Raw genomic sequence first — 13,389 nt, forward strand, 5'->3', positions numbered from 1 at the left:
GTGAGAAAAAACTGTGGCTAGGGAGTAAGCTCCCTCGCCACAAAGGCTTTGACAAGGAATCCCTCGATGTTGCCTCTGTACAAAACCATCCCGTCCCCCGTCGGCCAGTTGATCCTCGTCGCCCGGGAGACAAGACTGGCGGCCATCCTGTGGGAAAACGAGCGGCTCAACCGGGTGCGCCTGGGGCCTTTGGAAGAAGACACCCAGCATCCGGTCCTCAAGGAAACCGAACGTCAGTTGTTGGAATACTTCGCCGGTCAGCGCCGCCGTTTCGAACTGGAGCTGGACTTTGCCGGCACTGATTTCCAGGTCCGAGTGTGGCACGCACTGCTGACCATCCCCTTCGGTGAAACCCGCAGCTACCGCGACATCGCCGTCCAGATCGGCCAACCGACAGCGGTCCGGGCGGTCGGCGCCGCCAACGGTCGCAACCCGATCTCGATCATCGCCCCGTGCCACCGCGTCATCGGCAGCTCCGGCAGCCTCACCGGCTTCGCTGGCGGCCTGGCGGCCAAACAATTGCTGCTCAGCCTCGAAGGCCAACAGACCCTGCAGTTGGCGTTCTGACTGCCACCTCCCTGTGTGACTGCAGATTTTGCATCCATCCCCAGTCCCCTGTGGGAGCGAGCTTGCTCGCGAAAGCGGAGTGTCAGTTTGCCTAGGTGCTGGCTGTGCCGTCCGCTCCCACAGTTGTTTTGGTGTGACTGTGGATTTTGCATCCATCCCCAGCCCCCTGTGGGAGCGAGTCTGCTCGCGAAAGCGGAGTGTCAGCTTGCCTAGGTGCTGGCTGTGCCAGCGCTTTCAGGTCGGTGGGGATTTGGGAGGCAGCATGCGTGTCGGTGGTTGGCCGTTGGCGTTGTGCTGGTAGATCTTCGTGGGCTGGCCCTGTTCGTTGAAGAACACCTGGCCAATGCCGGCGCTGTTCCACAGCCGTTCGCCCGCTTCGGCGTGTTCCGGGGTGTGGGGGACGATGCGCATGCTGCGGCGCTTGGTGAACCAGTTCAGGGGCGAGCGCGGGGAGTAGAGCCAACGGTTCAGGCGGTCGAACCATTCCAGCAGCAGGGGCGGGAATTCATTCTTGATGCCGCTGCTGGTGATCTGCCAGATACGCGGGCCGCCCTTGCGGTGTGGGATCAGCACCTCGTAGACGAAGGAATAATGCACGTCCCCTGACAGCACCACGTAATTACCCGGTGTACGCGAATGTCGGAAAATGTTCAGGATCACCTGGGCCGCGCCGCGATGGGCCATCCAGTTTTCCGCGTCCACCAGCAACGGATAACCGCACCAACTGAACACCCGCTGCACGGTCTCGATCAGCTTAACGCCGAAGATCGGTGCCGGTGAGACGATGATGGCCGAGGGGTGATCCAACAACTCTTGCTGCAACTCGCTCAGGGCTTCCCAATCCAGCAGGCCGGAAGGTTGCTTGAGGTTGTTCTCACTGCGCCAGCGTCGGGTGCGGGTATCGAGCACCACCAGGGCCGGGGTGCTCGGCAGCACGTAATGCCACTGCTGGAAACCCAGCAGGGTGTCGATCAATTGATCCTGTGGTTCGCTGTCGAGGTAGCGGTCGCGGGCGGTGTCGCTCAAGGCCAGGGTTTGCGGGAGCACGTCCGCAAAGGCATCCGGGTTGTTGCCCCAGCCTTGGCAGAGCATGTAGGCGATCAAGGCGTTGCCGATGATGCGCTTGGAGAACGGATGTCCGTAGGCCGTTTCCTCCCACTGCGCGGACAGATTCCAGTCATCGGTAATGTCGTGGTCGTCGAAAATCATCAGGCATGACAAGTGCGCAAATACCCGCGCCACGCCGTCCAGCCCGGTCTTGAATGCGTCGATGCGTCGCTGTTCCAGGTCGTAGCGCTGGCGCCGCTCGACGGTCAGTTCGGGGGGCTGCACAGCGATCAGTGTCCAGGGCACCGGCGACCACACCAGCAGGTACATCGCCATGACTTCGGCGAACGTCACCAAGTGATTATCGGCGCTGCTGCTGGTGAAGATCGGCTTGCGCGCCCCGCCGAAAAAGCGCTCGCGCAGGGTTTCGTTGCTCTCCAATGCCGGTAGCAAATCGGCGCGATGGTAATAACTGGCCGGATGTTGGTAGAGCTTGGCGCTGTCTTCCACGACGGCGCCGTCCAGGCATTCCTCGAACAGCCCCAAGCGTTCGATCAGCCCATGAATCGCCCGCAGCATGGGCCCGGCGACGTCGTCGGCATAGACCTGGTCGCCACTCATCATCAACAGAGCCGGGCGTTGCGCCGGGTCTTGCGCAAGCAGACGGTCGACACAGAGCAGGCCGTCGTTGGCCGGGTAGTGGGGTTTACGGCAGGAACCGTGGACCAATTGCTCGATACGCGAATGCAACATGAAGTTCGGGCACTGTGCGCCGTCATACAACAGATGCGGCGCCCACTCGGCGATGGGTGCACCGTCCACCAGAAGGTCGTAGTCAATCGCCACGTCCTGGGGTAGGGGCGCGTCGAGCGTCACATCGATCAAGTGCACAAACGCCCGTTGCCCCACCGGCACCACGGTGCAACGTGATGCATCGAGTGCCAGGTCGCCGACACCGTCAATGCGCAGCGTCAACGCCAACGCTCGCGTGCCCACCAACCACATCACCAGGCGCGCAGGCTCCAGGCGCCGTAACAGCGGGCCGACCAGAACAGGGGGCAGGGTAGAGGTCATGTCTGGAGTGGACGACAGCATTCGCGAAAAAAGCTCTGTTCAGGGAGAGGCGGGGATCATAACGCAATGTGCTATGCCGCTGGGGATGGGGGAGTGGGTGCTTTTGTGGCGAGGGAGCAAGCTTCCTCGCCACAGGAAAGTGTCAAGCCTGGTGATGTCACTGGGCGCTGTTGGAAGCCTCGGCCGCCTTGATCAGGTCCGGACCGATCTCTTTCTCGAACTTCGCCCATACCGGTTTCATTCGTTCGCGCCAGACACTGCGCTCTTGCGGTGTGAGGGTGATGATCTCGGTGGTCTTGGCGTCCAGGACGTGCTGCTTGTCCTGTTGGTTGAATCGTTCCGCTTCCTGGTTGGCATGGGCGGTGGATTCGACCACGATCTTGTCCAGCTCGCTGCGGATATCCGGCGGCAGGCCGTTCCAGAAGTCCGATGTGGTGATCACCATGTAGTCGAGTATGCCGTGGTTGGATTCGGTGACGTATTTCTGCACCTCATTGAGCTTCTGGTTGTAAAAGTTCGAATAGGTGTTTTCCGTGCCGTGGACCAGACCGGTGCGCAGCCCCTGGTACACCACCGAGAAAATCATCGGTTTGGCTTTGGCATCCACCGCCTTGAACTGTTCCTCCAGCACCGCTGAGGTCTGTATCCGGAACGTCAGGCCACGGGCATCCTCAGGGGTGCGCAATGGCTTGTTGGCCGACAGCTGCTTCATGCCGTTGTGCCAATAGGCCAGGCCGGTGACGTTCTTGCTTTCCATGGACTTGAGCAGTTTCTGGCCCTCGGGGCTTTGCTGGAAACGGTCTACTGCGGCGATGTCGTCGAATAGAAAGGGTAAGTCGAACAGCTGCACGGTCTTGGTGTACTGATCGAACTTGGCCAGTGACCGCGCAATGATCTGCACCTCCCCCAGGAGCAGGGCTTCCATCTCCTTGTCATCGCCGTACAGCGTGGAGTTGGGGTAGACCTCGACCTTCACTTTGCCCGGCAGTCGCTCTTCCGCCAGCTTCTTGAACATCAACGCTCCCTGGCCCTTGGGCGTTTGGTCACCTACTACGTGAGAGAACTTGATGACAATCGGCTCAGCCGCCATGGCCGTGCCCCACACGCCGAAAGCCAGGGTGCAGGCGAGCGCTTTCCATACAGGTTTGAGCATTGCGAAATTCCCTTTGCCTTTACATTCATCGTACGGGCCTCTTCGGAGCCCGGCGTACAGCAGACAACGTCAAGTCTAGGAGAAAAACCATCCACTGCCGGGTGAGGTGTTCCGGCGGGCAAACCATCGGGCTTCTGCCAGGTGAGAGCGGGTGTTCACGGCCCCCTTGTGGGAGCGAGCTTGCTCGCGATGATGGCGGCACCTCCAACATCATCGGCCCAGGTACACCGCTATCGCGAGCAAGCTCGCTCCCACAATTTTTATTCTCCCGCCTCGGTTTCCAGTCCTCCCGTCATTGTGGCCCTCCCGGGGCGAGTCGTATTGCTTTTGCTGTGTGGTATGACGACATTATAAATTTCTCTCAAGAAAAATAATCTCATTTCTCTGTCCCGTCCCATGTTTCATTAATTTTTATTGATTTTGTGGGTTGACAGCCCGTGTGAAACGTCAGAATAATCCGCTACGTTGTATGACGACATACAAATAAACAATAACAACAGGGTGTTCCCTTCTATGAGAATCACAGGCGTTCACGTCGAAGTCTTTTCCACCCCTTCGCGCCGTGCCCAGGACAGCGCCGGTCACGCCCATCCGGGCGATGAGGTCATGATCAAGATGGCCTTGCTGCGAATCGGCTGCGACGATGGCAGCGAGGGTTATGCCTTTGGCCCGCCTGAGTTGATTCGTCCGCACATCATCGAATCCTTCGTGCGCAAAGTGCTGGTGGGCCGCGATCCGATGGACCGTGAAAGCATCTGGCAAGACCTGGCGCACTGGCAGCGCGGCAGCGCCGGGCAGTTCACCGACCGGGCGCTGGCGCTGGTGGAGCAGGCTTTGTGGGATCTGGCCGGGCGCAAGCTCAAGTTGCCGGTGCATAAACTGATTGGCGGTTATCGCGACAAGGTCCCGGCGTACGGCTCGACGATGTGCGGCGACGATTTGCCGGGTGGGTTGTCGACACCGGACGAGTACGGCCAATTTGCCGAGAAACTGGTGCAGCGCGGCTACAAGGCCATCAAGTTGCACACCTGGATGCCGCCGATTTCCTTCGCGCCGAATCCACAAATGGACATCCAGGCCTGCGCCGCCGTGCGTGAGGCGGTGGGGCCGGACATCGCGCTGATGCTCGACGGTTACCACTGGTACAGTCGCATGGATGCGCTGACCATTGGCAAGGCCCTGCAAAAGCTGAATTTCGCCTGGTTCGAAGAGCCGATGATGGAAGACTCGGCGGAGTCCTATGCCTGGCTGGCCGCCAACCTGGACATCCCGGTGCTGGGCCCGGAGAGCATCGCCGGCAAGTTCCATAGCCGCGCCAGTTGGGTCACCCAGAAGTCCTGTGACATCCTGCGCGCCGGCGTGGCCGGGGTCGGAGGTATCGGGCCGTGCCTGAAGGTCGCGCACCTGGCCGAGTCGTTCGGCATGGACTGCGAAGTGCACGGCAATGGCGCGGCGAACCTGGCGGTGGTCGGGGCGATCAGCAACTGCCGCTGGTACGAGCGCGGCCTGTTGCACCCGTTCCTCGACTATGAAGACGTCCCGGCGCACCTCAACAGCATCGTCGACCCCATGGACGCCGAGGGTTTTGTACACCTGTCCGACCGGCCGGGGTTGGGCGAGGACATCAACTTCGCGTATATCGAGGCCAACACCATATCTCGACATTGATCCTGTTCCACGCCTGAGGTCGATGGCTGCCCGGGCGACAAGTCTTTATAAATATAAGAAAGGACTGAACCATGAATCTCTGGCCCAAGCGCCTGACCAGGCTGCTGTGTGTCACCGTGGCCCTGTGCGCAGTGCAGGTGCCCGTCAGCCTGGCCCAAGGCGAAACGCCCCCCGACCAATTGGTGGTGGGCATGAGCATGATCAACCTGCTGTCCCTGGACCCTGCCGCGGCGACGGGGCTGGAGGTCGCCGAGGTCAACGCCAACGTCTACGACATGCTCCTGGAGCAGGACGCGGCGCAGCCGGACACGCTGATTCCGGCCCTGGCGAAAACCTGGGACGTCAGCCCCGACCGCATGCGGCTGACCTTCCAATTGCGCGACGACGTGCGTTTTCACTCCGGCGCGCCGCTCACCGCCCAAGACGTCGCCTGGTCGTTGCAGCGCGTTGTCACCCTCAACCGCGCCCTGGCTTCCACCTGGAAAGCCTACGGTTTCACCGCCGAAAACGTCGTCAAACTGATGCGCGCCGAAGGGCCGCACACCTTTGTCATGGAGTTGCCACGCGTCACTGACCCGATGCTGGTGCTCAACACCCTGGCCACCTCTCCCAGTGCTTTCATCATCGATCGCTCGGTCGCCTTGCAACATCAGGTCGGCGACGACCAAGGCGCGGCGTGGCTGGCGACGCACACGGCCGGCTCCGGCGCGTTCAAGCTCGACATCTGGCGGGCCAACGACGTGATCCTGATGAGTCGCAATGACGACTATTGGCGCGGCGCGGCGAAGTTGCGCCGGGTGATCATGCGCAACATGACCGAGTCCCAGGCCCTGCGCCTGATGGTCGAGCGCGGTGACCTGGACGTCGCCCGCGGCATGGCCGCCACCGACATCAAGGCGTTGGGCAAGGTCGACGAAGTGCGCATCCAGAGCATCGCCCGCGGCACGCTGTACTACGTGGCGATGAGCATGCAGCAGCCGTTGTTCCAAGACATCCGCGTACGCCAGGCCATCCGCCTGCTGATCGACTACCAGGGCATCAACGACGTGGTCATGCCGCACTACGGCGTGATCAATCAGCGGCCCTTGCAGTTGGGGCTGCCGGCACGCCTGGACGATCCGGGTTATCGCCTGGACGTGGCCGAGGCCAAGCGGCTGTTGGCGGCGGCCGGGCATGCCGAAGGCTTCAAGGTGACCATCCGTTCGCTGACCGATCCGCCGTTCATCAACATCGCCACCAGCTTGCAAGCGACGCTGGCCCAGGCGGGGATCCAGGCGACGATCATCACCGGCACCGGCAACCAGATCTACGGGGCGATGCGCGACCGTCAGTTCGACATCCTCGTCGGGCGTGGCGGTGGCGGGGCGGAGCGGCATCCCCACTCGAGCCTGCGGGCCCTGGTGTACAACCCGGACAACCGCACCGAAGCCAAGCTGAGCAACTTCCAGGGCTGGCGCACCTCGTTCTTCAACCCGCAGCTCAATCAACTGATCGAGCAAGCCGAGCGCGAACGTGACCCCGAGCGCCAGCGCGAAATCTATGGGCAGATCCAGACCCTCTACGACCAACAGGCCGGGGCGATCATGCCGCTTTCACAGATGGTGGACGAAGTGGTGATCCACGCCGACGTGCGCAACTACATCGGCCACACCGCCGCCACCACGCGTCTTCGGGACGTCTACAAGCAGCGCTGAAATCGACGGCCACAGGGCCAAGGCAGGAATGAACATGTCGACTGCATCCTTTTCAATCTGGACCACCCGGGCCGCTTCGGCGACCCGGCGCAGCGGCTCGGTGGCGGTGACGCTGCTGGGGTTGCTGCTGCTGACCTTTTTCATCGGGCGAGTGATGCCCCTGGATCCGGTGCTGGCCATTGTCGGCCCGGACGCCGACGCCTCGGCCTACGCCCAGGTGTACAAAGAACTGGGCCTGGACAAGCCGTTGTGGACCCAGTTCGCGATCTACCTCGGCGACTTGCTCCACGGTGACTTCGGCATGGCCTTGCTGACCGGCAATCCGGTCATCACCGACATCGCCCGAGTCTTCCCGGCCACCTTGGAACTGGCCACCCTGGCCATTCTGTTCGGCGTGTTGGCGGGCTTGCCGCTGGGTGTCTACGCCGCGACCCACCAGGGCCGTGCCGGTGACCATGTCGCGCGGCTGATCACGCTGTTCGGTTACTCCACGCCGATTTTCTGGATCGGCATGATGGCCTTCCTGGTGTTCTACGCCTGGCTGGGTTGGGCTGGCGGCGTCGGGCGCATCGGCCTGGCCTATGACGGGCTGATCCCGAAACACACAGGATTGTTGTTGATCGATACCGCCTGGTCCGGCGACTGGGAGGCCTTTCGCAGCGCGCTGCGGCACATCCTGTTGCCGGCGGTGATCCTCAGCTTCAACTCGGTCGCCTATATCAGCCGCATGACTCGCAGCTTCATGCTCGAGCAACTGTCCCAGGAGTACATCATCACCGCCCGGGTCAAGGGCTTGTCCCAGCGCCGCATCGTCTGGGGCCATGCCTTCGGCAACATTCGCGTGCAGTTGTTGACCATCGTCGCCCTGGCTTATGGCGGCCTGCTGGAAGGGGCGGTGTTGATCGAAACCGTGTTCGCCTGGCCGGGCTTCGGCCAGTACCTGACCAGCAGTTTGCTGCTCGGTGACATGAACGCGGTGATGGCCTGCGTCCTGCTGATCGGCCTCATCTTCGTGACGCTGAACCTGATCAGCGATGCGCTGTACAAGATCTTCGACCCGAGGACTCGCTAATGAACCTGCCCCTTGCTTCCAGCGCAGCCGGCAGTGCCGCGCTGCCCGCTTCGAGTACGGCAGCGCTGGTCGCCAGCACCGTGCGCCTGCTGCGATTTTTGCTGCGCAACCCGATGACCTTCGCCGGCCTGATCGTCGTCGCGACCCTGATCCTGGTCGCGGTCTTCGCGCCGTGGATCGCCGGCCACGATCCGCTGTTGCAGAACCTCGCCGGGGCCTTGCAGGCACCCAGCGGCGTGCACTGGTTCGGCACCGACGAATACGGTCGCGATGTCTTCGCCCGGCTGGTGTATGGCTCGCGCATCACCTTGTACATCGTCTTGCTGGTGACGGTGATCGTCGGCCCCATCGGCCTGTTGGTCGGCACGGTTTCCGGCTACTTCGGCGGTTGGGTCGACAGCCTGTTCATGCGCATCACCGACATCTTCATCTCGTTCCCCAGCCTGGTCCTGGCGTTGGCCTTCATCGCCGCTCTCGGCCCGGGATTGGAGCATGCGGTAATCGCCATCGCACTCACGGCCTGGCCGCCGATTGCCCGGCTCGCCCGCGCCGAAACACTGCCGCTGCGCAACGCGGACTTCGTCGTCGCGGTGCAGCTTCAGGGCGCGTCGAGCACCCGCATCATCCTGCGCCACATCATCCCGATGTGCCTGTCGTCGGTGATCATCCGCCTGACCATGAACATGGCGAGCATCATCCTCACCGCCGCCGCCCTGGGCTTTCTCGGCCTTGGCGCCCAGGCACCGCTGCCGGAGTGGGGCGCGATGATCTCCACCGGGCGGCGCTACATGCTCGAAAGCTGGTGGCTGGTGGCGGCGCCCGGTGCGGCGATCATGCTGGTCAGCCTGGCCTTCAACCTGTTGGGCGACGGCTTGCGCGACGTCCTCGACCCACGCAGCCAATCCTGAGGAACAGCCCATGACTGAGATAAAACTTGCGGTACAGGACTTGTGCGTGGAATTTCGCAACGCCGGCAAAACCTCGCAGGCGGTGCGTGATGTGTCGTTCACGTTGGGGCGAGAAAAACTCGCCATTGTCGGCGAGTCCGGCTCGGGCAAATCCACCGTTGGCCGCAGTCTTCTACGCCTGCATCCGCCGACGGCGCGGGTCACCGCCAAGACCTTGCGCTTCGCCGATATCGACCTGTTGGCCGCCAGCGAAAAGCAGATCCAGGCGATTCGTGGCGCGCGCATGTCGATGATCATGCAAGACCCGAAATACTCGCTGAACCCGGTGGTGCGGGTTGGCGAACAGATCGCCGAGGCGTACCTGGCCCATCACAAGGTGCCCCATCGCGAAGCGCGCGAACGGGCCCTGGACATGCTCGCCAAGGTGCACATTCGCGATCCCCGGCGGGTCTACGACCTGTACCCCCACGAGGTCTCGGGCGGCATGGGCCAGCGGATCATGATCGCCATGATGGTGATCACCGATCCCCAGGTGATCATCGCCGACGAACCCACTTCGGCGCTGGACGTATCGGTGCGTCGACAAGTGCTCAATGTGCTGGAGGAGTTGGTCAGCGAGCGTGACCTGGGGCTGATCTTCATCAGTCACGACCTGAACCTGGTGAGGAGTTTCTGCGACCGCGTGCTGGTGATGTACGCCGGCCGCGTGGTCGAGTCGATTGCCGCCGCCGACCTGGATCACGCCACCCATCCCTACACCCAAGGCCTGTTGGCCGCGTTGCCGAGCCTGGACCATCCGCGTGCCACGCTGCCAGTGCTGCAGCGCGACCCACTCTGGTTGAACGCTTGAGGAGCCTGTCATGAGCATGATTGAAATCGCCGGCCTGAACCTCAGTTTTGGCACCGGCGCGGCATTGAACGCGGTACTGCACGACGTCGATTTGAGCGTGGGCGAAGGCGAGGCATTCGGCCTGGTGGGGGAGTCCGGTTCGGGCAAGACCACCGTGCTGCGCTGCCTGGCCGGGCAGTACCAGCATTGGAGCGGACAACTGCGGGTCGCCGGCCAGGCCGTGACGCGCAACCTGCCGCTGAACCACTACCGCACGGTGCAGATGGTGTTCCAGGACCCGTATGCCTCGTTGCATCCGCGCTACACCATCGACGCCGCGTTGCAGGAACCGCTGCGCATCCATGGCATCGATGGGCGTGGGCAGAAGGTCAGCGAGATCCTGCGCAAGGTCGGCTTGAACGACAGCTTTCGCTTCCGCTATCCGCACCAGTTGTCCGGTGGTCAGCGCCAACGCGTGGCGATTGCCCGGGCGCTGATCCTGCGGCCCCGGGTGCTGTTGCTGGACGAGCCGACCTCGGCGCTGGATGTCTCGGTGCAGGCGGAAATCCTCAACCTGCTGGCCGACTTGCGTCGCCAGGAAGGGTTGACCTACCTGATGGTCACCCACGATCTGGCGGTGGTGGCGCATTTGTGTGATCGGCTGGCGGTGATGCAGCAGGGCCGGGTGGTGGAGACGCTCGACAGCCATCTGCTGGCTAGCGATGGCGCCACCCATGCGTACACCCGTTTGCTGGTGCAAGCCAGTCGGGACATACAGCGAATACCTATCGCTGTTTGAGGTAACTCGTTCGTTGCACGTGTTTTAACCCGTAGAAGACGTTGAACCGCAGGTTTCAATGCCGCGCACGCGCTCGCCTGTGATTTGGCGTTCAACCCAACTAATAACTCAACTAACAAGAATAAAAAAACATGAAAAAGACACTTGTCGCGCTGTCCCTCGCTTCCTTGTTCACTTCAGTCGTTGCCATGGCCGATACTGGCTATATCAACGTACGCCACCAATATGCGGAACAAACCCGCATGCACGCCGACCGCGCCAAGTTTGGCATGCGGCTGGACAACGGCGTGGGGCTGGAAGGGGAACTCAAATACAAGACCGCCGGTGATCGCGAAGACGTTGCCTTCGACAACACCGTCGGCAGCGGCCATGAATTCACCGTCAACTACCAGCACAAGCTCAATGATCGCTGGACGCTCACGCCTTCGTTCGCCATGGAAAGCGACGAGGAGTCCACCACCTACAAGATGGGCATGCGCCTGGGCTACAAGATCACCAAGGAGCTGAGCATCGCCGGACGCTACCGCTACGACTCCTCCAAGCTCGACCGTGACAAGGTCGATCATGATGTGCCGGACAACGGACAGGACGACCAGAAGATCCATCGCTACGACGTGTACATCAACTACGCGAACCAGGGGCCGTGGGCGTATGAATATCAACTGACGTACTTCGATGCCAACTACATCCGTTATAACGGCGGCACCGACGACTATGAGCAGAATGCCGTGGTCAAGTACAAGTGGGACAAACGCTGGGCGCCGTTCTTTGAAGTGGGTGATATCAAGGTCAACTCCGTCGACAGTGATCGCCAACTGCGTCTGCGGGTCGGTATTCAATACAACTTTTTCTAAGTTGTTGAAGCACCGGGATCAACCTGTGGGAGCGAGCTTGCTCGCGATAGCGGCGGATCAGTCAACATTAATGTGGCTGACACACCGCCATCGCGAGCAAGCTCGCTCCCACAGGGGCAGGGCTTACTCGTTGTAGAACGCCTGGCGCTGTTGCGTTTCACACAGGCGCATGCGGCTGTTGCTCAAATGCAGGTACATGGCCGCCCGCGCCGCATCGACATTGCCGCTGGCGATGGCGTCGAAGATCTGCTGGTGTTCGGCGTTGATCCCCTGAAGATAAGCACTGCGGTCACTTTGCCCGGAATAGGCGGAGTTCATCCGGGTACGGGGGATCAGCTTCGTGCCCAGGTGCTTCATGATATCGATCAGGTAGTAATTGCCGGCCGCCTTGGCGATTTTCAGATGGAACTGGAAATCGGCATTGATGGTGGTACCGGACTTTTCCGGCCCTTGCAGCAACGCCTCCAGCGCCTGGGCCAGTTCGGCCAGGGCTTCGGGGGTTGCGCGTTGCGCGGCCATGCCCGCGGCCTGGACTTCCAGGCTCAGGCGAAACTCCAACAGGTTGAGCACATCCGACAACGTGGCAATCGTCGCCGGCCCCAAGGTGAAGCCCTCCGGTGCTGGCATGTCGAGGACAAAGGTGCCGACGCCATGGCGCGTTTCCACCAGCCCCGCCGCCTGCAAGCGCGACAGCGCTTCGCGCACCACTGAACGGCTGACCCCTTCGGCCTCCATGATATGCACTTCGGTGGGAAGCTTTTCGCCACACTTGAGGGTGCCGTCGCGCATGCGCTGGGCAAAGCGGTCGACCAGTGTTTCGGCGAGGCGGCGTGGCTTGTTCAGTGGAGATAACGCTTGATCCGTCATCGGCTTGCTCTTGGGTGATCAGCGGGCATTATAGTGAGTTTTGGCGCAAGGTCGCGGCTATAATGCCGCGATCGTCTGGCTTTAATGGATAGGTGCAATGGACCGTGTCACACCCGATCGACGCCTGAGCATGACTCAACAACTGGTGGTCGACCTGACGCAGCAGATACTGGCCGGCGAACTGCCTGCGGGCAGCAAGTTACCCACCGAACAAGTCATCATCAAGGAACGCGGCGTCAGCCGGACGGTGGTCCGCGAAGCCATGTCGCGGCTCCAGGCCGAAGGTTTGGTGGAAACCCGTCACGGCATCGGCACCTTCGTGGTAGATACCGCCCGCCCGGGGGATTTCCAGGGCAGCAAACACGTCAAGGGCGGCGCCTACGATGCGCTCGCCGTGATCGAACTGCGCCTGAGCCTGGAAGTGGAAGCCGCCGGCATCGCCGCACAACGGGCCACACCGGAGCAGTTGCAGGCGATGCGTGAGGCGCTCGACGCGGCAAATGCTTTTGACTTAACGGATGACGAAAGCGCCCGGGTCGATTTCGAATTTCATCTGCAGATCGCCCAGTGCACCGGCAACAGCTTTTTCATCGACGCCATGGCCCATGTGGGCAATACGTTGATCGCCGTGGTGCAACAGGCCGGACCGGCGGTGACGGATGAAAATCGGGCGTTGGTGGTGCGTGAGCGGGAGCAGATCTACGCGGCATTGGCGCGGCATGATGCGCAAGCGGCGCGGGCGTCGATGCGGTTGCATTTGATCAATATGCAGCAGCGGGTTCGGGGTGTGGTGGAGTTGACGGCGCAATAACCTCCACCGCAGAACATTGTGGGAGCGAGCCTGCTCGCGATAGCGG

12 protein-coding genes are annotated in these 13,389 nt (G+C 61.8%); 9 read left to right on the forward strand and 3 right to left on the reverse strand.

The features are described 5' to 3' along the window. Positions 1-66 precede the first annotated feature (66 nt). Positions 67-567 (forward strand): methylated-DNA--[protein]-cysteine S-methyltransferase, encoded by a 501-nt coding sequence (locus J4E63_RS24940; RefSeq protein WP_060739135.1) that lies wholly within the window; start codon positions 67-69, stop codon positions 565-567. 234 nt (positions 568-801) lie between these two features. Here J4E63_RS24940 and J4E63_RS24945 read toward each other — a convergent pair whose 3' ends face one another. After that, a complete protein-coding gene (locus J4E63_RS24945; protein ID WP_207283635.1) occupies positions 802-2,709 on the reverse strand; it encodes an alkaline phosphatase D family protein in 1,908 nt (635 codons plus the stop codon). Positions 2,710-2,845: 136 nt separating this feature from the next. Continuing rightward, positions 2,846-3,841, reverse strand: coding sequence for a TRAP transporter substrate-binding protein (locus J4E63_RS24950; protein ID WP_207283636.1), 996 nt, complete (start codon positions 3,839-3,841; stop codon positions 2,846-2,848). 513 nt (positions 3,842-4,354) lie between these two features. Between J4E63_RS24950 and J4E63_RS24955 the strand changes: the two genes are divergently transcribed. From J4E63_RS24955 to J4E63_RS24985, 7 genes are all read left to right on the forward strand, one after another. Further along, positions 4,355-5,509 carry a mandelate racemase family protein gene (locus J4E63_RS24955; protein ID WP_207283637.1) on the forward strand — a complete coding sequence of 385 codons (1,155 nt, stop codon included), beginning with the start codon at positions 4,355-4,357 and terminating at the stop codon, positions 5,507-5,509. Positions 5,510-5,580: 71 nt separating this feature from the next. Then, positions 5,581-7,203: an ABC transporter substrate-binding protein gene (locus tag J4E63_RS24960; RefSeq protein WP_207283638.1), complete on the forward strand. Its 1,623-nt coding sequence runs from the start codon at positions 5,581-5,583 to the stop codon at positions 7,201-7,203. 34 nt (positions 7,204-7,237) lie between these two features. Continuing rightward, entirely contained in the window at positions 7,238-8,275 is a 1,038-nt protein-coding gene (locus J4E63_RS24965; protein WP_207283639.1) for an ABC transporter permease, read from the forward strand. Then, the gene (locus J4E63_RS24970; RefSeq protein ID WP_207283640.1) at positions 8,275-9,183 is read left to right on the forward strand and encodes an ABC transporter permease; all 909 of its coding nucleotides are present in this window, start codon (positions 8,275-8,277) and stop codon (positions 9,181-9,183) included. Before J4E63_RS24965 ends, J4E63_RS24970 begins: the two co-directional genes overlap by 1 nt. A gap of 10 nt (positions 9,184-9,193) precedes the next feature. Next, positions 9,194-10,033 carry an ABC transporter ATP-binding protein gene (locus J4E63_RS24975; RefSeq protein ID WP_103310123.1) on the forward strand — a complete coding sequence of 280 codons (840 nt, stop codon included), beginning with the start codon at positions 9,194-9,196 and terminating at the stop codon, positions 10,031-10,033. A 10-nt stretch (positions 10,034-10,043) separates the two neighbouring features. Next, positions 10,044-10,811, forward strand: coding sequence for an ABC transporter ATP-binding protein (locus J4E63_RS24980; RefSeq protein WP_060739127.1), 768 nt, complete (start codon positions 10,044-10,046; stop codon positions 10,809-10,811). Between the two features lie 131 nt (positions 10,812-10,942). Then, complete coding sequence (locus J4E63_RS24985) at positions 10,943-11,665, forward strand: oligogalacturonate-specific porin KdgM family protein (protein ID WP_192261496.1); 723 nt, start codon at positions 10,943-10,945, stop codon at positions 11,663-11,665. Positions 11,666-11,788: 123 nt separating this feature from the next. On the opposite strand, the gene J4E63_RS24990 is transcribed toward J4E63_RS24985, so the two are convergent. Continuing rightward, positions 11,789-12,532, reverse strand: a complete 744-nt coding sequence (locus tag J4E63_RS24990; protein ID WP_060739125.1) for a FadR/GntR family transcriptional regulator — start codon at positions 12,530-12,532, stop codon at positions 11,789-11,791. A gap of 97 nt (positions 12,533-12,629) precedes the next feature. Between J4E63_RS24990 and J4E63_RS24995 the strand changes: the two genes are divergently transcribed. After that, positions 12,630-13,343, forward strand: coding sequence for a FadR/GntR family transcriptional regulator (locus J4E63_RS24995; protein WP_207283641.1), 714 nt, complete (start codon positions 12,630-12,632; stop codon positions 13,341-13,343). Positions 13,344-13,389 lie beyond the last annotated feature (46 nt).

Source organism: Pseudomonas sp. FW300-N2F2, from assembly GCF_017351655.1.
Classification (GTDB): domain Bacteria; phylum Pseudomonadota; class Gammaproteobacteria; order Pseudomonadales; family Pseudomonadaceae; genus Aquipseudomonas; species Aquipseudomonas fluorescens_AA.

What these genes read in the sequence shown, in the direction of transcription:
- J4E63_RS24940 (WP_060739135.1), top strand. Translation starts at nt 67, where the DNA reads ATGTTGCCTCTGTACAAAACCATCCCGTCCCCCGTCGGCCAGTTGATC.
- J4E63_RS24945 (WP_207283635.1), bottom strand. Translation starts at nt 2,709, where the DNA reads ATGCTGTCGTCCACTCCAGACATGACCTCTACCCTGCCCCCTGTTCTG.
- J4E63_RS24950 (WP_207283636.1), bottom strand. Translation starts at nt 3,841, where the DNA reads ATGCTCAAACCTGTATGGAAAGCGCTCGCCTGCACCCTGGCTTTCGGC.
- J4E63_RS24955 (WP_207283637.1), top strand. Translation starts at nt 4,355, where the DNA reads ATGAGAATCACAGGCGTTCACGTCGAAGTCTTTTCCACCCCTTCGCGC.
- J4E63_RS24960 (WP_207283638.1), top strand. Translation starts at nt 5,581, where the DNA reads ATGAATCTCTGGCCCAAGCGCCTGACCAGGCTGCTGTGTGTCACCGTG.
- J4E63_RS24965 (WP_207283639.1), top strand. Translation starts at nt 7,238, where the DNA reads ATGTCGACTGCATCCTTTTCAATCTGGACCACCCGGGCCGCTTCGGCG.
- J4E63_RS24970 (WP_207283640.1), top strand. Translation starts at nt 8,275, where the DNA reads ATGAACCTGCCCCTTGCTTCCAGCGCAGCCGGCAGTGCCGCGCTGCCC.
- J4E63_RS24975 (WP_103310123.1), top strand. Translation starts at nt 9,194, where the DNA reads ATGACTGAGATAAAACTTGCGGTACAGGACTTGTGCGTGGAATTTCGC.
- J4E63_RS24980 (WP_060739127.1), top strand. Translation starts at nt 10,044, where the DNA reads ATGAGCATGATTGAAATCGCCGGCCTGAACCTCAGTTTTGGCACCGGC.
- J4E63_RS24985 (WP_192261496.1), top strand. Translation starts at nt 10,943, where the DNA reads ATGAAAAAGACACTTGTCGCGCTGTCCCTCGCTTCCTTGTTCACTTCA.
- J4E63_RS24990 (WP_060739125.1), bottom strand. Translation starts at nt 12,532, where the DNA reads ATGACGGATCAAGCGTTATCTCCACTGAACAAGCCACGCCGCCTCGCC.
- J4E63_RS24995 (WP_207283641.1), top strand. Translation starts at nt 12,630, where the DNA reads ATGGACCGTGTCACACCCGATCGACGCCTGAGCATGACTCAACAACTG.